We start from the raw sequence: 22,979 nt of genomic DNA, 5'->3' as shown, positions 1-22,979 counted from the left end.
CAAACTGTAAGCAAGAAGGCTTGAATTACGTATATCTTATGCTATTGAATGTAGAATGGTACAAACTGAAAGAACCGCTATTATTAAACGAAAACGCCACTTTGTATAAAGGTGGCGCTTTTGTTTATTCTAAAAATTATCTTTTATGCTTCTGCACCGGCGGTGCTTTTATCAGACTGCTGCATCAGTTCTACATTACGATTAATAAAATTGGTTAAATCATTACCCTTTAATAACCCCTGCGACAGCAATGCCAAATCTGCCAAAGTACGAATCTGCTTTTCCTTTTTAGTTGCATCACTTTCTTTCAGCAATGCCTGGTAGATTGGATGATTGCCATTGACTGTAAGCATTACTTCATCGGGCATTTGGGCGTAAAAGGCAGTCATACCGCCACCGCCAATGCCGGCCATATCTTTCATACGCCGCATAAACTCGGGACGTGTAGCCACTACCGGCGGCGTATCGGGACTTAAACCTTTTACTTCTACTGTAGCATGCAATTGGGGCAATTCAAAACTAAATAATTGTTGTAGCTGCTCTGTTTCTTCTTTACTTAGTACGCTTTCGTTTTTTTCCTGCTTATCTATGAGATTGTCAACAATATCAGCATCCACGCGTACAAAGTGTACATTCTCCCACTTCATCTCCATATTGTTGATGAAAGCAGCATCTATCAGCGTTTCCATTTTTACCACTATATACCCTCTTTGCTGGCTGGCTTGTATGTAAGCATCCTGCTGCACCGGATCGGTGGTATATAAAATAACGTGCTTGCCTTCTTTATTCTTCTGCAGCGTTTCGGTTGCCATTTTATACTCTTCCAATGTATAAAACTTGTTGTCCTTTATATCTTGCATGATGAAGAACTTATTTGCCTTTTCTAAAAACTTATCGTCGGTTATCATACCATATTTTACAAATAAGCCGAGGCTTTCCCACTTTTCTTCAAACGACGGGCGATCATTCCTGAATATTTCATCCAGTTTATCTCCAACTTTTTTGGTAATGTAGGTATTAATTTTTCTTACGTTAGGATCTCCTTGCAAATAGCTGCGGCTTACGTTCAACGGAATATCGGGGCTATCTATGATGCCATGCAGCAACATCAAAAATTCAGGTACAATGTCTTTTACTTCATCAGTTACAAACACCTGGTTGCTGTACAACTGTATTTTATCTTTCTGTATTTCGTAGCTCTGTTTAATCTTAGGGAAATACAGAATACCTGTTAAGTTAAATGGATAATCCACATTGAGGTGAATCCAAAACAGTGGTGTTTCGCCAAAAGGATATAATTCACGATAGAAGTTTTGGTAGTCTTCAGTTGTTAGCTCAGAAGGTTTTTTAGTCCAGATAGGATTGGTATTATTAATTGGCTTTTGTTCCTCATCGAGCTTTTCTCCTGCTTCGGTGAAGTAAATGGGTACAGGCAAAAAGCGGCAAAACTTCTCGAGAATACCCTTAATTCTGTTAGCTTCTAAAAACTCCTGACTATCTTCATTAATGTGAAGAATGATTTTGGTGCCGCGTGATCTTTTTTCAATTTCATACAATTCAAATTCCGGGCTGCCATCGCAACTCCAATACACGCTTGGCGCTTCTTCGTGGTAGCTTTGCGTTAATACTTCCACGCGGCTGCTCACCATAAAAGCACTGTAAAAACCCAAACCAAAATGTCCGATAATATTCGCATCTTTATACTTGCTTAAAAATTCTTCGGCACCGCTAAAAGCTACCTGGTTGAGGTATTTATCTACTTCTTCTTTGGTCATACCCACACCGTGGTCGGTAATACTTAGCGTCTTTTCTTTTGCATCCAGTTCTACATCAATGCGCAAATCACCCAACTCGCCTTTGGCTTCGCCAATAGAAGCTAAAGTCTTCAGCTTTTGCGTAGCATCTACGGCATTACTTATCAGCTCGCGCAAAAATATTTCGTGATCGCTGTAGAGAAATTTTTTAATAATCGGAAATATGTTCTCCGTTTGTACACGTATCTGTCCTTTTTGCATATTTATTTTTATTTATACTAAATGAAGTAAATAACATTCGCCAAAAGCATAGCAATTACCTCCGGCAAATGTATAAACCCGAATAACAAACAAAATACCAGAGGTGTTGTAGCTGACAGGATGGCAAGCAATTTTAGAAGCTGTTACATTTATAAAACCCCTGAAGACTTAACGAAAAACGCCTGCCTGTTGGCAAAATAGTCATACAATGTAACTATATCCTCCTTTGTGCAGCTTGATGACGTTTGCAACGCTGTGGCACAAACAACTATTCTTAAGCAACATATATCTTACGGACTTTAAAATAAAAAAGCCGCCCCACAATTGAGGCGGCTTAAGCAAAATTTATGTGCAAATTATCTGCGGCGTTGTTGATACTGCGGGTTTGGAGCCGGAGCAGTATTAGGACCTTCTTCTTCAGTGCCTTCGAGGTCAACCGTGTTAGGATCACCTTCTACACCATAGTGGAAGATAAAGCGGTTTTCGGAGATACCTTGTTTTTCAACCAGGTAGCGGATTACAGCATTTGTTCTATCCCAGCTAAGTTGTTGTGCACGTTTGTCAGAAGCACCGTGTCCGGTTACGTTCACTTTGCAATCAGGATTTGCCTGCATTTGCTGAGCTACGGCTGCTAATGAAGCTTGTGCGGCTGTGCTGATAGTAATGCCTCTGCCTTTGAACTGGATGCTTGGCAACATACCGAGGTCGCATTTTGGCTTAAGCTGAATTAAGCCAGCAGCTATAGAATCGCAGCATGTTGGAGGACAAGTACCAACACCATCAGCATTTACAGGGAAGCATTTTTGCGGTGTGAGCAATTCTTTATCCTTATAGTCAGGTACACCATCACCATCACTATCTCTTGCTACACCATGAGAGTCAACAGCAGCACCGGCTGGTGTGTTTGGTTCCTGGTCAAACTGGTCAGTTATACCATCTCCATCAGCATCTGGCAATACCGGTGTTGGTATTTTCATGTGCTGCGGCGCATTTACTTCGTTGTAAATGTAGTTGAGCGGGTTGATGAACCATTTTGGCTCTGTACGTTTGCTGGCATCACCAATGTTGAAGCCTAAGGTAATATTACCGGTAACAAGCTTATCTTTTTCTGGTGTCAATGAACCATCATTCTGCAAAGCACGTCCGTCTAAGTAATCATCACCAGTGATGTAGTATTTAGCTTCAAAACCTAAAGAAGCTCTTGGGCCTAAGCGGAATTCATAACCACCGCCAATAAAGCCTACATGCCTAAAGCGCCATTTATCCCGGTTAAAATCGCTGCCTAAGGTCTGGACGCGATGTTGAATATCTGCATCTGTTTCATAATCGCCATCAAGCATATTCTTTACAGCATCTCTTATATCACCGCGGTCGCCATCAAAATTAATACTACCGAAGTTATAAGGGGCACTTCCGTTCAATGCATCAATTTTTGTATGGTAGAACATTGGTGAATAACCCGCAGTCAAATATATATTTGACTTAGGATTTCCCTGGTGAAATAAAATGTTTTTAAGAGAAAACATTAATTCTACAGAAGGGATAACCGCCTGCATTTTATAATTAGGAACCCAAGACATTCCCGAAGAGGTATATGCGTTGCGTACTGCTGGTGGCAGGTTCAGTGGGCTTGTTGGTGCTAACCCATAACCTTTTGCGCCTGCATACTGTGCAGCAAGCCGCATAGACACTGTATAACCCAAAGACTTCCTTAAATACAGCCCGGCAGTATAGCCCGGGAAAGAGGCATTTGGCACATCAAACAAAGGTACCGTAACACCGCCTATCAAACCCAACTGCCACATATCGCGTGGCTTGGCAGGATAAGGATACGCATTGTTTCTAAACTCATTATATTGAGCCATGTTCTTCGTAGAAATCTTTGAAGAGTCATCCCATCCACTCTGTGTATTACTAAGCGGAGAGGTCGTGGTCGTGGTCGTGTTGGTGTCTTGTGCAAAAACACCATGAGCCATTCCTAAAAGGCCCAGCATTGCTACATACTTTTTGCTTACCATGGTTGGTATAATTTAAATTATTGTTTAAGGTTACCTAAAAGTCAATTCTGGTTAACTTTCAATCTTTCAATCTGTTGTAAACCTGCGGCAAAAATAGATATTGATTATGAATTAACAAATCTAAATTCCCCACATGCGTTTTCAATAAAATTTCAGTTACCAAATAGCAATTGCAATGCCAACGCTGTAAGTTAGTTACTTTTATTCCCAATTTAGAGGTAAGAATACACAAGATGGATAAAGCAAACCGCATTATTGGCAAAGAACTAATAGCATTTGAGCAGTACTTTAAGGAGGCAGTAAAAAGTAAGATATCGCTGCTTGACCGTATTATGAATTATATTGTAAAAAGGAAGGGTAAGCAGTTACGTCCCATGTTTGTATTATTAAGCGCAAAGCTTGGTGGCGATATTAATCAGGCTTCTTACAGGGCAGCTTCATTGGTAGAATTGTTGCACACCGCTACGCTTGTACACGACGATGTGGTGGATGAAGCATATGAAAGAAGAAGCTTTTTTTCTATCAACGCATTGTGGAAAAATAAAATTGCAGTACTGGTGGGCGACTACCTATTATCTAAGGGGTTGTTGCTTTCTTTGGACAATAATGACTTCCGGGTGTTACAGATTTTATCACGCGCGGTAAAAATGATGAGCGAAGGCGAACTGCTGCAAATAGAAAAAGCCCGCAATCTCAACCTTCAGGAAGAGGTGTATTATGAAATCATTAATGGCAAAACTGCTTCCCTGCTGTCATCAGCGTGTGCAGCCGGTGCAGCTACTACTTTCACCAACGAATCGGATATACAAAAAATGCAGTTGTTTGGCGAAAAGGTAGGCATGGCCTTTCAGATAAAAGACGACCTTTTTGATTACGGCAATAAAGATGTAGGCAAGCCTACCGGCAATGATATACAGGAAAAAAAACTCACGCTGCCACTTATTTATACATTGAATAATGTAGATGCGGCACTTCGCAAAAAGCTGATATACATTGTTAAAAACGAAAACAAAGACAAGCAAAAAGTACGTTTTGTAATAAATACCGTGCAGCAATCGGGTGGCATTGAATATGCTACCGAAAAAATGTTTACTTTTCGCGACGAAGCTTTGGCAATTCTGCATGCTTTTCCGCAAAGTGAAGTAAGAGAAGCTTTGGAAGAATTAGTAAGATACACAACAGACCGTACATTCTGATGCAAAAACGATGGAACATATTAACTGCTGATGATACTGCTGTAGATGCTCTGCAGCAATCTTTAAAAATAAACCGCACCCTTTGCAAAATACTGGTGCAGCGCGGTATTGGCACGTTTGATGATGCCAAAAAATTTTTTCGTCCACAGTTGAGCGACTTGCATGATGCATGGTTGATGAAAGACATGCTGCAGGCAGTAAAACGCATCACCGCAGCTATTGAAGACAATGAACACATACTCGTGTTTGGCGATTATGATGTGGATGGCACTACTTCTGTAGCCGCTATGTACCAGTATTTAAAAAATGTTTACCCTAATGTGCAATATTATATTCCGCACCGGTACAAAGAAGGCTATGGCATATCCCAGGCCGGCGTTCAGTATGCCATCGAAAACAATTTTTCCTTAATCATCTCTTTGGATTGCGGCATTAAATCGTACAATCTTATCAGCTATGCAAAAGAAAAAGGTATAGATTTTATTGTATGCGACCATCACCTGCCCGACGATTTATTACCACCTGCAGCAGCGGTATTAAATCCCAAACAAAAAGATTGTACTTATCCTTACAAAGAATTGTGTGGCTGTGGCGTTGGCTTCAAACTGATGCAGGCTTTAAGCGAAGAGTTGGGCTTGCCGCCATCTGCGCACCTGCAATACATCGATCTGGTAGCTACTGCTATTGCCGCCGACATTGTACCCATCACCGGCGAAAACCGGATATTAGCATATTATGGTTTACAAAAAATAAACAGCAATCCCTGCAATGGCATCAAAGCATTGTTGCAGTTGGCTGGTATGCAGCAAACGTTGCACATCAGCAACCTCGTGTTTATCGTAGCTCCGCGCATTAATGCTGCCGGGCGCATGGACGATGCAAAAAAAGCCGTGCAGTTGTTTATAGAGAAAGATTATGAGCAGGCACTCAAGTATGCCGATATGCTTCATGCAGATAATACTTACCGCAAAGAAGCTGATACTTCCATAACAGAAGAGGCTTTGCAAATTATTCAGAACGATATAACGCTGGAACAACGCAAAACTACCGTTGTCTTTCGCGATCATTGGCACAAAGGAGTAGTGGGCATTGTAGCATCAAGGTTGGTTGAAAATTACTATCGCCCCACAGTGGTGCTTACCAAAAGTGGTGATATTGTTGCAGGCAGTGCGCGTAGTGTTAATGGCTTCAATTTGTATGAAGCTATACATGCCTGCCGCGAGCATTTGTTGGGCTACGGCGGTCATTTTGCAGCCGCCGGTATGACGATGTTGCCGGAGAATGTAGCTGCCTTTAGTAATAAATTTGAAGAGATTGTAGCAGCTACTATTACCGAAGATTTGCTGGTGCCCGAAATTGCGATTGATGCAGAGATACAGTTTACCGAACTCACTTTTCCTTTTTATAATATTTTATCGCAAATGGAGCCTTATGGTCCGCAAAACATGCGGCCAGTGTTTATTGCCCGTAATATTACGGAAAGCGGCTACTCAAAAATCATTAAGGACCAGCACATCCGCTTTGTATTGAAGCAGCAAAACTCTATACTTACGGGTATTGGTTTTGGTATGGCAGATAAGTTTTATTTATTGCAGAATCATATACCGATAGACATTGTTTTTACGGTAGAATTAAATGAATGGAATGGTATGAAAAGCGTGCAGTTGAGAATGATTGATTTTGCGCCGGCGGAAAAAGATTTAAAGTCTGATGTTTAAAGTGGCGTACCTGTAAACTGCCGAAATGCACGGGCAAATTGTTTCTTTATTTGTATTCAAAAATGCTTTTTCTTAATTATAGGTCGTCCCAGCAAATGAAACATACTTTGATGGCTGTGCTTATATTCCAATCCCTTTTATTTACCGGTTGCGCCCTGTACCGAACATCACCGAAGTATGAATTTAAGGATGAGTTTTATACGGTGAAACAACGACAAAAGCGCTACCCTATTTATGTACATAACATTGGTGATACTGTTAAACTATACTCTATCTCTAAAAGTAATACAATTTATAAGATAGATACTTCACATTACAAAGCAGCCATTTTACCCATAACTACCAATAAGAAAATTGAAAGTCATGAATTCATGCGCAACAGTTTTGATGTAGATTTCCTGACTATTATTGGTAAATACCGGCCGGCAACAAAAGGCTTTCCTAACCAGTTTAATACCAACCTCAACGGTGCTGCTTATGCAGGCTACCGGAAGGATATTTACCAGATTAACTATCATCAAAACAGGATGGGTTTTTACAATCGCCACATTACACATTATGGCATTAGCCTGGGTGGATTTGCCGGTGCAGGCGGTACTGCTATTACAGAATGGACAACCAATCCTTTGCTTAATAAAGAATACGATGGTGTGGTATTTACAAAAGGCATAGGCGCCATCATTGGCATTGACAAACTCAACTTTGGCCTGGCTATAGGCTGGGATAATTTATTGGATAAATATAAAGCACGATGGATTTATCAGCATAAAGTGTGGTATGGCATTACGCTCGGTCTCAATCTCAACTAATAACGCATGTTTGCAAATGCGCTGTATATCTTTTCCAGTTCATGAATATTCTTGTGCAAATCGTGATGTTCCAATACATAATCTTTTGCCGCTTGTCCAAATACAGCAGCTTTTTGTTTATCATTAATGAGTAATGAAATGGCATTAGTATATTCCTGCAATGTATTGCAGGCAAAGCCGTTTACATTGTTATATATTACATCGTTATTGCCAGCTACATTGCTTACTACACAAGGCACACCTTGCAGCATTGCTTCCAATAAAGCATACGATAAGCCTTCAAACACCGAAGGAAAAAGAAACACATCTAACTGTTGCAAAAAATGAATGGATGTTTGTAAATCACCACGTTGTAACAGATGAATATTATTACCAATATTGTGTTGTTGTATGCGTGCTTCTACCTCCGCTTTTAAATGATCGTGCTCGCCTACACCAAGAAAATAAAAGTGTACGCGGCCACCTTCTTTTTTTATTACATCATTAGCAATATCAATAAATAATAACGGGTTTTTTTGAGGTGTGAGCCTTGCGATGGTACCAATCCTTATTTCACCATCCAAGTTGTGTATGTTGCTGTTGTTGCTGAATGAAGAATAAAAATAATCTTCTACTACGAGCGAGTTGGGAATTACAAAAATATCTTCACGCTTTTGCCCCAAATCGTTCACTAATGTCTCTGCTTCGCTGTGCGAAATAGCCAGTAATTTATAAGTAAACTGCCCGGCAAATTGTTCCAATGCAAAAAACATTTTTCTTTTAATGCCGGTAAAAGACAAATAAGACAAAGCATGTGGCGTGTACAACGATTTTTGCTTAGCCAATCTGCACGCAAGCCTGCCTAAAAAACCACCTTTGGCACTATGCAAATGCGCACATACCGGGTGCTCTTGCTGTAGTATTTTCTTCAGGCGAAATATAGAAGCAATATCAAGAATAGGATTAAGGCCGCGTGCCATTTTAAGACGAATAAAAGGTACGTTGTATTTAATGCAGTAAGGCTCTAAATTCTCTGAAATAGTACCTACAATTTTCAGTTCATATTTGCTGTGGTCTATGGTGGTGATGACTTGTTTTAAATACGTTTCTACGCCGCCAACCGATTGTGTAATCTCTAAAACTTTTATGCGTTGCATAGTTTGTTTTGGTATAAAATAATGTTGCCACAAAGTAACGAAGACACCAAGTTTTTATTCCTTTATTCGTGTCTTTGCGCCTTCGTGGCAAATGTGTTTTATAAAAAATTAATGCCTGATGTACGATGAAAAATCTTTGTGTTCTTTTTTATAAAGATCGTCCATTTTAAGCGATTTAAAGTATTCGTATGTTATTTGTAAACCTTGCTTACGATCTACTTTTGGCTCCCAGCCCAATAGTTTTTTAGCCAGTGTAATATCGGGTTGACGCTGCTTGGGATCATCTGTTGGTAAAGGTTTATAAATAATTTTCTGGTTGGCTCCGGTAAGCTTTAAAATCTCTTCTGCAAATTCTCTGATAGTAATTTCGGAGGGATTACCAATATTTACCGGACCTGCATAATTACTATGTAAAAGACGATAAATACCCTCTACCAGATCATCTACATAACAAAAAGAACGCGTTTGCGAGCCATCGCCAAATACCGTTAAATCTTCGCCACGCAAAGCCTGGCCAATGAACGCCGGCAACACACGACCATCATTCAGCCGCATACGAGGCCCGTATGTATTGAAGATGCGGATGATGCGCGTTTCTACCCCATGATAGGTGTGGTATGCCATAGTAATAGCTTCCTGATAGCGCTTAGCTTCGTCATACACGCCACGCGGACCTACCGGATTTACATTGCCCCAATAGCTTTCTGTTTGCGGATGTACCGTAGGATCGCCATACACTTCGGAAGTGGAAGCAACTAGTATTCTGGCGCCTTTATCTTTTGCCAAGCCCAATAAATTGTGTGTGCCGTGTGCACCCACTTTAAGTGTTTGGATAGGAATTTTTAAATAGTCTATCGGGCTGGCGGGCGATGCAAAATGCAGTATATAGTCAAGCTGCCCGGACACATGCACAAATTTGGTTACATCGTGGTGGTAAAACTCAAAATCGGGCAGCGAAAACAGGTGCTCGATGTTTTGCAGATTACCGGTAATAAGATTATCCATGCCCATTACCTTATAACCTTCATTAATGAATCGGTCGCACAAATGAGAGCCTAAAAAACCTGCTGCACCTGTAATTAAAATTCTTTTTTTCATTCCATCATTGGATTTAGTAAAATGAGCTGTGAATGGTGAGTGATCAGTTGTGAGTTAGTTTTTTACTCACCATTCACAATTCATAAACGACGTTCTATAAAGAAGAATAGTTTAGCGAATCACCGTAACCTTTTCGCCATACTTTTTTCTCAATCCTTCTGCATAACGGCCAATACCAAAATATTCAAAGCCATTATCTATCATTTCATCGGCTGTATAAATGTTTCTGCCATCAAAAATCACACGACCTTTCATATTTTCTTTTATCTCGGTCCAATCTGGCAGCCTGAACTCCGGCCATTCGGTAATGAGCAACAAGGCATCGGCATCTTTGGTAGCGGATTCGGCATCCTCTGCGAAAGTGATTTTATCGCCAATCATGTGTTTAGCTTCGTGTATTGCTACAGGGTCGTAAGCCTGCACTTTGGCGCCTTCTTCCAGCAGCATATCAATAATTACCAAGGATGGTGCTTCGCGCATATCATCCGTTTTGGGTTTAAATGATAAGCCCCACATAGCAAATACTTTATCCTTTAAATCGCCATTGAAATAGGTCTTTATTTTATTGATGAGTACCTTTTTCTGGTCTTCATTTACTTCTTCCACCGCATTCAATATACGCAGGTTATAGCCTTTTTTCTCACCTGTTTTTATCAATGCTTTTACATCTTTTGGAAAGCAGGAACCACCATAACCAATACCCGGATAAATAAAGCGGTTACCAATACGCGGGTCGGAACCAATGCCCTGGCGTACCAGGTTTACATCGGCACCCACCAACTCGCACAGGTTGGCAATATCATTCATAAAAGATATTTTAGTTGCCAGCATGGCATTAGCCGCATACTTTGTCATTTCTGCCGACGGTACATCCATAAATAAAATAGGATGGCCATTCAGTAAGAATGGGTTATACATTTGCTGCAGTAGGGTTCTTGCGCGTTCACTTTCCACACCTATCACAATGCGGTCGGGTTTCAAGAAGTCTTCAACTGCAGCGCCTTCTTTCAAAAATTCAGGATTAGAGGCTACATCAAATTCGAGATCTTCTCCCCTTTCGCGCAAAGCTTTGGCAATGCAAGCATCCACTTTGGCAGCAGTACCTACCGGCACCGTACTTTTTGTAACCACTACCAGATAGTCGGTCATGTATTTGCCAATGGTATCAGCTACCTGCAATACATATTTTAAGTCGGCACTACCATCCTCGCCCGGAGGCGTACCTACAGCAATAAACGCTATCTGCGCACCGCGAATGCAATCGGCTAAGTCGGTGCTGAAGTGCAGCCTGCCTTTTTTATAATTCCGTATTACAATGTCTTCCAGCCCTGGCTCGTAAATAGGAAGAATACCTTTTTTAAGGTTGCTTATTTTTTCCTGATTTACATCTATACATACTACTTCTGTTCCTACTTCGGCCAAACAGGCACCGGTAACAAGACCTACGTAACCTGTACCAACCACAACGATTTTCATAGTTTATAATTGAATTGTTAAGTACTAACCTATAAGGAGTTAGCAATGCTATTTGCATTACTACTTTACTTATTTGTCAGCAATATTCGTTTTAAAATGCAAATAAAAGACCTGATCTAAACGTAAATATCTTTTATAAAAATTTATTGACTTATTAAAATCTCAATAAGAAAAGATTCAAAGACATTAAGGAGCGTTTTTCTTAGGCTTCTTTAAGGTACAATTCCTTGTATTGTGCTGCACAATGCCGCATACTATACATATCATCAAACAGTGCTTTACCGTTCTCCTTCAACCTTTCAATTTCCTCCCCGGGAGTATGCAAATAAGCCTTTAAAGCATTCGTGTAGGCATCTTCCGCTACTTCCGTTGAAAGAAAGCCAATATCTTTGGTAATTACGTTTTTCAATCCGCCTACCGGCGTGCATACCGGCACCACGCCCGCCGAAAGTGCTTCCAGTAAACTAATGGGCGCGCCTTCAAAAATGGAAGATAATACAAACGCATCGGCATTCAGCAAATAATCGCTTACATTGTTTACTTTACCCATAAAGAAAACATTATCCGGCTTATTCGCTATCAGTGCGTCGTATATCTTTTTATCGTCTTGTGCATAATCACCAATGATTAAGCAAATCACATTTTCATTTTGCAGGCGCCGCATACTCTCCAGCAATAACTGCTGATTTTTTTGCACGCTGATGCGGGCTATATTCACCAATACGCTGGTATCAGCATTCTTCTTCAGTTTGTTTATTTTATCTTTTGTTTCTTCAAACAAAGCCGTTGGCTTTGCCGGTTCGCTGCCGTTTTCAATCAGTACCTTTATGCACTCCCCATATTCTTCTATAGCGCCTTTAAATACTTCTTCGGAGATGCTTACAGGAGTAATAATTTTGTTACCGAAGAAATACTTAAATGCCTGCCTGCCCAACCATGGACTATCCTGCTTTACGAGGTTGTGAAAAGTATGTACTTTTTTGTACCCTTTTTTATTGTTTAAATAACCCAGAAAACAATAATAACCCGCATGTAAATGCGTATGCACTACATCTGGTTGTTGCTGCTCAATCAGTTTGCGCAGCTTGAAAAACATGGTAGGATCAAGTGCCGGACGCTTACCGAGCGTAACGAATTTAATTTTTTTATCCAGCAAATGAAGAGGCAAGTGTTTGTCTGGCTTGTGATGGTACATGCTTACCAACGTTACATCGTAGCCATGTGTACGGGCGAGTTCATTGCAAAGTTGTATGCAAAAAACCTGTGCGCCACCCCAACCCAATGCAGGCAGTACCTGTACAATTTTACGCATTGGAAATAGCTTGTTTTGGTTGTTCACTTTCTTTGGCAGCAAACCAGTTTGAGTAAAAGTTGGTTTGCAGCAAAGCGTCTAATTGCTTCACATCTTCTTTATATAAACCTTCCAGATATTGCTTAATACCGGTAGTATCAGAGGTATCTTTTGCTGCTGTTTTTGCCGGTGCTGCTTTTGTTGTATTCATCTCAAACAGCTTTGCCTTTAGCTTTTTACGCCTGGTTACCGGCATCCAAAAATCCACCAGGTATTTAATAATAAATTTCTTCAGTTTGTTTTGCCCGATAATACCTTTTTGCAACGCCGTACTTTTAGTAGTGCCGGTTACATTTTTCGCTTCCAGATTGGGCTGAAAAGAAGGATTAACCTGTAAGAATGTGAATATTTTTTGCAATAATACCTGCGGATTTTTCAACTCTTCATATTCCAGCACCAGTAGTTGTTCTTTCTTAAAATATTTAAGGCAGTTTTTTATTTGGATAAAATAAAAACCATGCTCTATATAAGTAATATCGTTATTTTCTTTGGAGAAAGGAAGCGCATCCTTCGGCTTGTACATCAAAGCCTCGTGTACTGTTCTTTTTTCACGCAGCATTTTTTTGAAATAACCATATGCCGAAAAAGCGCGTTGCACGGGATTGCGGAGTATTATAATCAGTTTCGCTTCGGGCTGTTGCAGTGCAATGTCGCGCAGCATTTGCTCGTAAAAGACATAGTTCACGGCCGATTGCAATACCACAGGCTCACCTTTATAAGGTACAGGCTCCTGCTGCAATCGCTCTTTTATTTCCGCCATATTTTTAAAGCGCGCAAACAAGTGCACATCCTTAAGTGTGTCGTAGCCATATATTTCCGGGTGTTGGCTAAGCCAGTCGTTAAGGGTTGTAGTGCCAGCTTTTTGCACGCCAATAATAAAAGTATTAGGAAATACCGGAGTTTGCATGATGTGTTTTTCGGGTGCTGCTAAAATGGACTAAAAATAAAAATTTAAATACCCAGTAAATTACTGTTTCAATTATAAAACCTTCGCTAAATAATATTAAAGCTTGCCAGCTATGGTATTATTTATTTTATAAAGGAGCCCTTCTCCGGCTGCCGGAGAAGGGCTATACATTATTCTACAATCATGCCAGCCGCAACGGTTTCGTTGGTGCTTTCGTCCACTAATATTACAGAACCGGTAGAACGGTTTTTACGGTATGCATCATATGCTACCGGCTTGGTAGTACGGATCTTTACACGGGCAATATCATTCATACCAATCTCTTTATCATCCTCAATGCGCTGCAGTTGGTTGATGTCCATTTTATACAACACTTCTTTTACAATGCTGCGTACTTCGCTGGCACTTTGGCGCAGATAAAACTTAGAGCCTGGCTGCAGTTTCTTGCCATTCAGCCAGCACATCATAATGTCTAAGTCCTGACTTACCTCTGCCTGGTTGTTTTCTTTTACAATCATATCGCCGCGGCTGATGTCTAAATCATCTTCTAACGTAATAGAAACAGACATGGGCGCAAAGGCTTCTTTGATAGAACCTTCAAACGTATCGATACTTTTGATAGTAGAAGTTAAGCCGGAAGGCAACACGGTAACGGCATCGCCCGGGCGGAAAATACCGCCAGCCACGCGACCAGCATAACCGCGGTAATCGTGGTGCTCGGTAGAGTGCGGACGGATGATGGTTTGTACCGGGAAGCGGGCGTCAATATGGTTGTAGTCACTGCCAATGTGAATGGTTTCGAGTTCGTGCAGTAGCGTAGCACCATGATACCATTTGGTGTGCTCGCTGTGGTTTACCACGTTATCGCCATTCAATGCGCTAATGGGTATATACCGGATGTCCGTTACATCGAGCTTGCTGGCAAACTCGGTATAATCTTCCACAATTTTGTTGAACACTTCTTCGGAATAATCTACTAAGTCCATCTTATTTACACACACAATAATGTGCGGTATTTGCAACAGCGAAGCAATATAAGAGTGACGGCAGGTTTGCTCTACAATACCCTTTCTTGCATCTACCAATATCAGCGCAAGGTTGGCAGTAGAAGCACCGGTAACCATGTTGCGCGTGTATTGAATATGGCCTGGCGTATCGGCAATGATAAACTTACGTTTGGGCGTAGCAAAATAGCGGTAAGCCACATCAATGGTAATGCCTTGCTCGCGCTCGCTGCGCAAGCCATCTGTTAATAAAGAAAGGTCAACATGTGCCAAACCTTTCCTTTCGCTGCTCTGCCTGATAGCGTCTATCTGGTCTTCAAAAATAGATTTAGAATCGTACAGCAAACGTCCGATGAGTGTGCTTTTGCCATCATCTACACTGCCTGCTGTGGTAAAGCGTAAAAGCTCTCTTGTATTTGTAGCCATGATTTTTTGTGAATTGTGAGATTATGAATGGTGAATTGTCAATTGTGAATGTTGTGAGTGGTCAGTTGTGAGTAGTGAGTGATGAAATTCAATATTCACAATTGACCATTGACAATTCACTAAAAATATCCTTGTTTTTTTCTGTCTTCCATTGCGTTTTCAGAACGCTTATCGTCGCCGCGATTACCACGCTCGGTGCTGCGTGTGGCAGCTACTTCCATTACTATTTTTTCCAGCGTGTCGGCATCCGATTCTATACCGCCGGTGATAGTAATATCGCCCAAAGTGCGGAAGCGCATGAGCTTCTTTTGGATTGTTTCGCCTTCGCGGAGCGACAAAAATTCAGATACCGGCATCCAGGTATTATCGCGGTAAACAGCTTCGCGTTCGTGCGCAAAATAAAGCGAAGGAATAGGTATATTTTCTTTCCAGATATAATTCCACACATCCATTTCGGTCCAGTTGCTAATGGGAAATACACGGAAGTGCTCGCCCTGATGCTTGCGACCGTTGAAAATATTCCACAACTCAGGACGCTGGTTTTTGGGGTCCCACTGACCAAACTCATCACGGTGCGAAAAGAAGCGTTCTTTAGCGCGGGCTTTTTCTTCATCACGGCGGGCGCCACCAATGGCTGCATCAATTTTATTTGCTTCAATGGTATCGAGCAACGTTACGGTCTGCAGCGCATTGCGGCTGGCATTCAGACCGGTTTCTTCTTTTACACGACCTTTGTTAATTGACTCCTGCACACTGCCTACAATAAGCTGTATGCCTAATCTTTTTACAAGGTTATCTCTAAACTCCATTGTTTCCGGAAAGTTGTGTCCCGTATCAATGTGAATGAGTGGCAGCGGAATTTTAGCCGGCGCAAAGGCTTTGCGTGCCAGGTGAGTTACAACAATTGAATCTTTACCACCGGAAAATAAAATTGCCGGACGATCAAACTGCGCCACCACTTCTCTTATCACGAAGATGGCTTCTGCTTCCAGCTCCTGCAAGTGGTTGAGGTAATACTTATGCATGACGGTTAATTGATTTTTATTTTAGGTAAAACAATATCCAATATAGCTTGTACACTATTTTCTAAGGTTTGTTTATCAGTATGAATATGCACATCGGGATGAATGGGACGTTCAAACGGCGAAGAGATGCCTGTGAAGTTGCTGATTTCGCCGGCGCGGGCTTTTTTGTACAAGCCCTTTACGTCGCGCTGCTCGCATACTTCTATTGGTGCATCCACAAAAATTTCTACAAAGCTGTCATCCATCAGGTTACGAAGCATTTGGCGGTCTTTTATAAAAGGAGAAACAAAGGCTGCCAGTACAATAATGCCAGCGTCAATCATGAGTTTCGCAACTTCGCCAATGCGGCGGATATTTTCTATGCGGCTTTGCTCGGTGAAGTTTAAATCGCTGTTCAATCCTTTACGGATGTTGTCACCATCAAGGATGTAGGTATATAACCCCATATTATGCAGTTCCTGCTCTACCACGTTTGCCACGGTACTTTTGCCGGAGCCGGATAAGCCGGTAAACCAAAGACATGCCGCACGATGGCCATTTCGCTTTTCGCGCTCCGCACGACCAATTTTATAATCATGCGCTATAATATGCAGTTTTTCTTCCATTATCATTTTTGCGTTGAGCTTTATAAGCAGCTTTCACAGGAGGATAACGATGGTAAAGGATAATAATGTTGAGCATTTACCTCGTTGCTGATTGCAAATTTAATCTTCCAAATTCCTATTAAACAAGTAGGAATAATAATATTGGTATAAATTTAAGCTCTTTCTACTACAAACCAGGGATTTAACAGGTTTTCCTTGTTGTATTGCAGTTCGGTATTGCTTTTAAAATCGTACACCTGGCAACCGGCATACTTAGCTACTGCATGTCCGGCGGCAGTATCCCATTCCATTGTAGGTGCAAGGCGCGGATATACCTGTGCCTTACCTTCGGCTACAAGGCAAAGCTTGAGCGAACTGCCGGCACTAATGGTATTTACTTCGCCATGTTTCTTTCTTTTTTCATCAATAAAGGCTTCTGTTTCCGGCGTATTGTGCGAGCGGCTGGCTACAACCGTATAAACGGCAGCATCCTGAGCAGAGGGCAATGCTTTTGCCTGTGCAATAATGTCTTCAGGACTCAGGGTAACATCTGTGCTACCCAGTTCAAGATAATAACTACCTTTCTCTTCTGTACCAAAATACAACATGCCTGTAACCGGCACAAATACAACACCTAATACGGGAGTGCCATTTTTAATAAGCGCAATGTTCACGGTAAACTCGCCATTACGTTTAATAAACTCTTTAGTGCCATCCAGCGGATCTACCAGCCAGAAAGTTTCCCAATTCTTGCGTTCTTCAAAAGGCGTTAGCTTGCCTTCTTCGCTTAACAGCGGCAGGTTTGTTTCAGCTAATATAGCTTTGATGCTTTCGTGCGCCTGACGGTCAGCTTCGGTGAGCGGAGAACTATCTTCTTTAGTAAACACAGAGAAATCCTGTGCATACACTTCCATAATTTTTTTTCCACCTTCAATTGCCGCCTGAATTGCTATTTCGAGTACTGTATTCATATTAGTTTTGGAAATATGTATTGTTTGGATGGGTGCAATTTAGAGAATAATGTTTGAAAGATATGTAAGTCAATTAAATATTTTTTTAATATATTCAGTCCTATTCTTTATACCACATGCTTCTATATTGATTTATAATGTGTTTGATAATGCTATATTATAGAATATAATATAAAAAAATATTAAGCCTCCATTTTTTATTACTGCGGAAAGCTATATTACTGTACAATAAGCAAACTGAAAAAGCTGGTAACAGGCGGTTTGGCTCTGTCAACTTCAAAAAATAGCAGTTTACACGAATGAAATAAGCATCTCTGCTAAATAATCTTAATAGATGAAAAGGCTAACGCAACGAGTAAACAGAGCATACAAACGTAACTAATAAATACAAGGAAAATATTGGCACGCCAATAGCACAACCATAACAAGAAAATTACTGTTTCCTATACTACTGCATTTTTATATAAAAAAATTTTTGATGATAATAAATATTTAAATCATTTTTGTCTTTGTGTAAAACATACACATTAATTACTAAAGCAAATATTGCTGCCATTGATACAAATCAAACGATGCTTTACCAAAAATTAAATACTGCACGCTCAACTTGTATTGCTCTTAGTCATTACTCTTACCAAATATAAATTGCACATTATGAATTTGAAGTGGACTTTTATGGCTTTTGTGCTTGCTGTGGCATGGTGTATTGCCGTGCCTGGCTTAGCGCAGGAAAGAACAGTTACCGGCACCGTAACTGATACGGCGGGAAGGCCTCTGCAAAGTGCTTCGGTACTCGTCAGGAGCACCACAACAGGTACTCAAACCAAACCTGACGGCTCCTTTAGCCTGCGTGTACCGGCAACGGCCCAAACGCTGGTTATTTCTTCTGTTAATTATGCCTCGCAGGAAGTACCCATTGCTGAGGGCGCTATTGTGGTAAGACTGGAACCGCTTACGGCAGCACTTGCCGATGTGGTAGTGATTGGCTATGGCACCCAGCAAAAAAAAGATGTAACCGGCTCTATTGCTACTGTTACCAGTAAAGACTTTCAAAAAGGAACCATTACTTCGCCAGATCAGTTGATTGCGGGTAAAGTAGCGGGTGTTAGCGTTACATCTAACGGCGGTGCACCAGGTGCAGGCAGTACTATCCGCATTAGAGAGGGCGCATCGCTAAATGCCAGTAACGACCCGCTAATTATTGTGGACGGTATTCCGTTGAGTGAACCCAGAAAAGGTGATGGAACCAGCGGCATATCTGGTGCTGCAAATAGTTTGGCGCTTATCAACCCAAATGACATTGAAACATTTACCGTACTGAAAGATGCGGCTTCTACTGCTATTTATGGTTCACGCGCTTCTAATGGCGTTATCATTATTACTACCAAGCGTGGACGCCGAGGCAAGCCGCAGGTAAATGTGGTGAGCAATTTGTCAGTGGCTACCATCGCCAAAAAACTGGACGTATTGAATGCCGATGAGATGCGCAATTTTGTAAATAATAGTCCTACTGCTACTGAGGCTGAAAAGGGAAGGTTAGGGACTGCCAACACCGACTGGCAGAGTTTAGTCTTTCAAAATGCCATTACCTCCGATAATAATGTGAGTGTCTCGGGCGCATTAAAAAACCTGCCTTACCGGTTATCGCTTGGCTATCTCTCTCAACAGGGCACTCTGAAAACCGATTTACTGCAAAGAGGTACGGTTGGTATTAACTTATCGCCGTTACTGTTTGATAAGCATTTAAAAATAGACATTAATGTAAAGGGTAGTTTATCACAGAGCAATTTTGCCAACCAGAGCGCAATTGGTGCAGCCGTATCGTTTGATCCAACACAAACTGTGTATAACGATAAAGGTGGTTATTTTGAATGGCTGCAGTCTGATGGCACCTTCAATCCCAATGCTATTTCTAATCCTGTTGCTTTACTCAACCAATATCATAGTACGAGCTATGTATCGCGTAGCTTCGGCAATATACAGTTTGATTATAAGTTTCATTTCTTGGCCGACCTTCATGCCAATTTGAACTTAGGTTATGATGTTTCCCAAGGTCATGGCAGCCCTTATACTGATAGTTCAAGGCAGGGCAACAACAACTATGCTTACCGGGGTGTTCGCAGTTATTACAAGCAAAACAACAATAACTATGTTGCAGAGTTTTATCTTAACTATTTAAAGGACCTTCGTTCAATTAATAGCAACATTAATGCAGTAGCAGGTTATGGCTATTATGATAACAAGTCCACCAACTATAACAACTATACTTTCTTTGTTGATACCAAGGATACAGTACCGGGCTCAGCACCAACCTATTTCAATGATATACAGCAAAATACACTGATTTCGTACTACGGGCGTTTGATTTATACGCTGGCAAACAGATATATCCTGCAAGGTTCTATCCGCACAGATGGCTCTTCGCGTTTTGCCAAGGAAAACCGCTGGGGTGTGTTTCCTTCCGCTGCCTTCACCTGGCGCATCAATCAGGAAAACTTCCTCAAAAACTCAAGGGCACTGAGCGACCTGAAACTGCGATTGAGCTATGGCGTTACCGGCCAGCAGGAAGGCATTGCCAATTATTCTTATTTACCGGCTTACTATCTCGCTGCTGCTACCTCGCAGTACCAGTTGGGCAATACATTTTACTATCCTTACACTCCGGTGGCGTATGCAGCAGATATCAAATGGGAACAAACCGAATCGTATAATGCAGGTATAGATATTGGTTTTTTGAAAAACCGTCTTTCGGCAACCGTAGATGTGTACACCAGAAAAACAAAAGATTTACTGAATACGCTGAACCTGCCGGTAGGCACCAATTTTACCAACAAAATCACCGATAACGTAGGCGATATGAAAAGCCAGGGCGTAGAAGTAACACTTAATGCATCGCCCGTTGTAAGCAAAAATTTCCGCTGGGATCTCTCGTACAATTTTACGTACATCCATCGTGAGATTACCAGACTTACCAAAACCGTTGATCCTACCTTTTTTGGCAATCCTGTGGGTCCCAGCATAGACCCCCAAGGCACACAGGTACAAATCAATTCCATAGGTTATACCCCATTTGCTTTTTACGTATATAAGCAAGTGTATGATACCGACGGAAAACCAATAGAAGGATTATTTGCCGATTTAAACCGGGATGGCATTATTAACAACAATGATAAATACCGTTATAAATCGCCTTTTGCACCAGTGAAAATGGGCTTTACCACTTCGCTCACGTATAAGCAATGGACACTGAATGCTTTGTTGCGTGCTAATATTGGCAATTACATGTACAACCAGGTATTCTCGGGCAGTGGTAATATTGCTGCTATTATCAGCCCAAACAATTTTATACAAAATGTACCGGTTGCGGCATTATCTGCCGGCTTCCAAACCTATCGTGAGCGAGAATCGGATTACTACGTATATAATGCCTCTTTCTTAAAAATGGATAATATAGGGCTTAGCTATAATGCAGGCAGGATTATCAAAAATAAGGTCAATCTTACGGTAGGTGCTTATTGCCAAAATGTATTTATCGTAACCAAATATGGCGGGCTTGACCCTGAAGTGTACAGCGGTGTAGATAACAACATTTATCCGCGTCCGCGTACTTACACGTTGAGTGTGAATCTGAATTTTTAATGCTAATTATTACTTGTTATGAACTACAGAAAAATATATTTCTTACTTATTGCAGCAGCCAGCGTACTCACAATGGCTTCGTGCTCCAAAAAACTGGACAGACTGCCCAACAATGGTATTTATGCCGATAGCGTTTACAACACTTTAGGAGGCTACAAACAATCCTTAGCAAAAGTATATGCTGCTTTTGCACTTACGGGCAGTAATGGCCCCGGCACTACTGACCTGGCAGGTATTGATGCCGGTCTTTCCGATTTTGTCCGCATGTACTGGAATGTGCAGGAGTTGGCTTCGGACGAAGCTGTTTGTGCCTGGATTACCGATGCCAACGGTGCTATACTGGAATTAAATACTATGAACTGGTCGGCAAACGACGCTATCTTAACCGGTTTGTATAACCGTTGTTTTTACCAGATTACTGTTGCCAATTCTTTCATTCGCTCAGCCACGCCTGATGCAGTGGCGAAAAACGGAATTACCGGTGCCAATGCCGATGAAATAAAACACTATGTTGCGGAAGCTCGTTTTCTCAGGGCTTATCAATACTGGGTATTAATGGATCTGTTTGGCAATCCGCCTTTTGTTACAGAGAATGATGCTATCGGCTCTTTTTTGCCCAAACAAATTTCGCGTGACAGTTTGTTTACTTATGTAGAATCGGAGTTGAAAGCTATTGAGCCAGACCTGATTGACGCAAGGGCAAATGAATACGGACGCGCTGATAAAGGCGCAGACTGGGCTTTATTAGCTCGTCTGTACCTCAATGCCGAAGTATATACCGGTACTGCCCGCTATGCCGACGCTGCTATGTATGCCAAGAAAGTAATAGATGCAGGTTATCAGTTAAAATCAAATTACAAGGATTTATTCTTAGCTGATAATAACGTGAATAATCCCGAAGTTATCCTGTCGGTTAATTACGATGCGCTAAGAACACAAAACTACGGTGGCACTACTTTTATTGTCAATTCATCCATTAACTCCGATATGGTGCCTTCTTCTTTTGGCGTGCCTGCGGGTGGCTGGGGCGGCAACCGTGCCAAGCCAACATTGCCTAATTTATTTGGCAATTTAAGCGACAGCACCGATACAAGAGCCATGTTTTTTGGCGATATAAAAGACGTAACTGCTATGAATCAGTTTACCGATGGATTGCGTGTAACTAAATTTAAGAACATCAATTCCGATGGCAGTACGCCACCCGATGCAGGTGTATTTTGCTCTACCGATTTTCCTTTGTTCCGTTTAGGAGAAGTATATCTGGAGTATGCCGAAGCATTGTTACGAACCGGCGATGCAACCCGAGCGCTAACAGCTTTCAATGCCGTACGCGAGCGGGCTTATGGCAATACCAGCGGCAATCTTACCACGCTTACCCTGGATGACATTATGGACGAAAGAGGCCGCGAACTCTACTGGGAGGGGTACAGAAGAACCGATCTGATACGTTTTGGTAAATATACTGCCGGCAATTATTTGTGGCAATGGAAAGGTGGTGTAAAAGATGGCACTGCAGTAGCCAGTTATTTACAGCTCTACCCTATTCCATCCACCGATATGGTATCAAATACCAACCTGATACAAAATCCGGGTTATTAATAAATAT

The 22,979-nt window shown here is 41.4% G+C and carries 16 protein-coding genes; 5 read left to right on the top strand and 11 right to left on the bottom strand.

Annotated features, from left to right (window positions below; genetic code table 11):
- Window positions 1–143: 143 nt before the first annotated feature.
- Window positions 144–2,015 carry a molecular chaperone HtpG gene (htpG, locus tag FC093_RS02945; RefSeq protein ID WP_137260224.1) on the bottom strand — a complete coding sequence of 624 codons (1,872 nt, stop codon included), beginning with the start codon at window positions 2,013–2,015 and terminating at the stop codon, window positions 144–146.
- A 356-nt stretch (window positions 2,016–2,371) separates the two neighbouring features.
- Window positions 2,372–4,033, bottom strand: coding sequence for an OmpA family protein (locus FC093_RS02940; protein ID WP_137260223.1), 1,662 nt, complete (start codon window positions 4,031–4,033; stop codon window positions 2,372–2,374).
- Between the two features lie 233 nt (window positions 4,034–4,266).
- On the opposite strand from FC093_RS02940, the gene FC093_RS02935 reads away from it, so the two are divergent.
- The 3 genes from FC093_RS02935 (at window position 4,267) to FC093_RS02925 (ending at window position 7,756) form a co-directional block, all read left to right on the top strand.
- A complete protein-coding gene (locus tag FC093_RS02935; protein WP_137260222.1) occupies window positions 4,267–5,229 on the top strand; it encodes a polyprenyl synthetase family protein in 963 nt (320 codons plus the stop codon).
- The gene (recJ, locus tag FC093_RS02930) at window positions 5,229–6,947 is read left to right on the top strand and encodes a single-stranded-DNA-specific exonuclease RecJ (RefSeq protein WP_137260221.1); all 1,719 of its coding nucleotides are present in this window, start codon (window positions 5,229–5,231) and stop codon (window positions 6,945–6,947) included. The genes FC093_RS02935 and recJ overlap by 1 nt, the downstream gene beginning before the upstream one ends.
- 110 nt (window positions 6,948–7,057) lie before the next feature.
- Window positions 7,058–7,756 (top strand): hypothetical protein, encoded by a 699-nt coding sequence (locus FC093_RS02925; RefSeq protein WP_137260220.1) that lies wholly within the window; start codon window positions 7,058–7,060, stop codon window positions 7,754–7,756.
- Here the strand turns inward: FC093_RS02925 and FC093_RS02920 are convergent.
- The 9 genes from FC093_RS02920 to cysQ all read right to left on the bottom strand — a co-directional run bounded on the left by FC093_RS02920 (window position 7,753) and on the right by cysQ (window position 17,734).
- Window positions 7,753–8,892, bottom strand: a complete 1,140-nt coding sequence (locus FC093_RS02920; RefSeq protein ID WP_137260219.1) for a glycosyltransferase — start codon at window positions 8,890–8,892, stop codon at window positions 7,753–7,755. The genes FC093_RS02925 and FC093_RS02920 overlap by 4 nt on opposite strands.
- Window positions 8,893–9,000: 108 nt before the next feature.
- Complete coding sequence (locus FC093_RS02915; RefSeq protein WP_137260218.1) at window positions 9,001–9,990, bottom strand: UDP-glucuronic acid decarboxylase family protein; 990 nt, start codon at window positions 9,988–9,990, stop codon at window positions 9,001–9,003.
- Window positions 9,991–10,101: 111 nt separating this feature from the next.
- Window positions 10,102–11,466, bottom strand: a complete 1,365-nt coding sequence (locus tag FC093_RS02910) for a UDP-glucose dehydrogenase family protein (RefSeq protein ID WP_137260217.1) — start codon at window positions 11,464–11,466, stop codon at window positions 10,102–10,104.
- A gap of 202 nt (window positions 11,467–11,668) precedes the next feature.
- A complete protein-coding gene (locus FC093_RS02905) occupies window positions 11,669–12,778 on the bottom strand; it encodes a glycosyltransferase family 4 protein (RefSeq protein ID WP_137260216.1) in 1,110 nt (369 codons plus the stop codon).
- Window positions 12,771–13,724 carry a sulfotransferase domain-containing protein gene (locus FC093_RS02900; protein ID WP_137260215.1) on the bottom strand — a complete coding sequence of 318 codons (954 nt, stop codon included), beginning with the start codon at window positions 13,722–13,724 and terminating at the stop codon, window positions 12,771–12,773. Before FC093_RS02900 ends, FC093_RS02905 begins: the two co-directional genes overlap by 8 nt.
- 170 nt (window positions 13,725–13,894) lie before the next feature.
- On the bottom strand, window positions 13,895–15,154 hold the full coding sequence (gene cysN, locus FC093_RS02895) for a sulfate adenylyltransferase subunit CysN (RefSeq protein WP_137260214.1): 1,260 nt from the start codon (window positions 15,152–15,154) through the stop codon (window positions 13,895–13,897).
- A gap of 119 nt (window positions 15,155–15,273) precedes the next feature.
- Window positions 15,274–16,179: a sulfate adenylyltransferase subunit CysD gene (cysD, locus tag FC093_RS02890; RefSeq protein ID WP_137260213.1), complete on the bottom strand. Its 906-nt coding sequence runs from the start codon at window positions 16,177–16,179 to the stop codon at window positions 15,274–15,276.
- A 5-nt stretch (window positions 16,180–16,184) separates the two neighbouring features.
- Window positions 16,185–16,784 carry an adenylyl-sulfate kinase gene (gene cysC / locus FC093_RS02885; protein ID WP_137260212.1) on the bottom strand — a complete coding sequence of 200 codons (600 nt, stop codon included), beginning with the start codon at window positions 16,782–16,784 and terminating at the stop codon, window positions 16,185–16,187.
- Between the two features lie 152 nt (window positions 16,785–16,936).
- Window positions 16,937–17,734, bottom strand: coding sequence for a 3'(2'),5'-bisphosphate nucleotidase CysQ (gene cysQ, locus FC093_RS02880; protein WP_137260211.1), 798 nt, complete (start codon window positions 17,732–17,734; stop codon window positions 16,937–16,939).
- Window positions 17,735–18,388: 654 nt separating this feature from the next.
- Between cysQ and FC093_RS02875 the strand changes: the two genes are divergently transcribed.
- Together FC093_RS02875 and FC093_RS02870 are read left to right on the top strand one after the other, a co-directional pair.
- Entirely contained in the window at window positions 18,389–21,373 is a 2,985-nt protein-coding gene (locus FC093_RS02875; protein ID WP_240743160.1) for a SusC/RagA family TonB-linked outer membrane protein, read from the top strand.
- A gap of 18 nt (window positions 21,374–21,391) precedes the next feature.
- A complete protein-coding gene (locus FC093_RS02870) occupies window positions 21,392–22,972 on the top strand; it encodes a RagB/SusD family nutrient uptake outer membrane protein (RefSeq protein ID WP_137260210.1) in 1,581 nt (526 codons plus the stop codon).
- The last annotated feature ends 7 nt before the right edge of the window (window positions 22,973–22,979 follow it).

It is taken from the genome of Ilyomonas limi (assembly GCF_005233845.1).
Taxonomy (GTDB): domain Bacteria; phylum Bacteroidota; class Bacteroidia; order Chitinophagales; family Chitinophagaceae; genus Ilyomonas; species Ilyomonas limi.
Note: the sequence above shows the minus strand (reverse complement) of the source record. Positions and strands in the feature narration are given on the sequence as shown.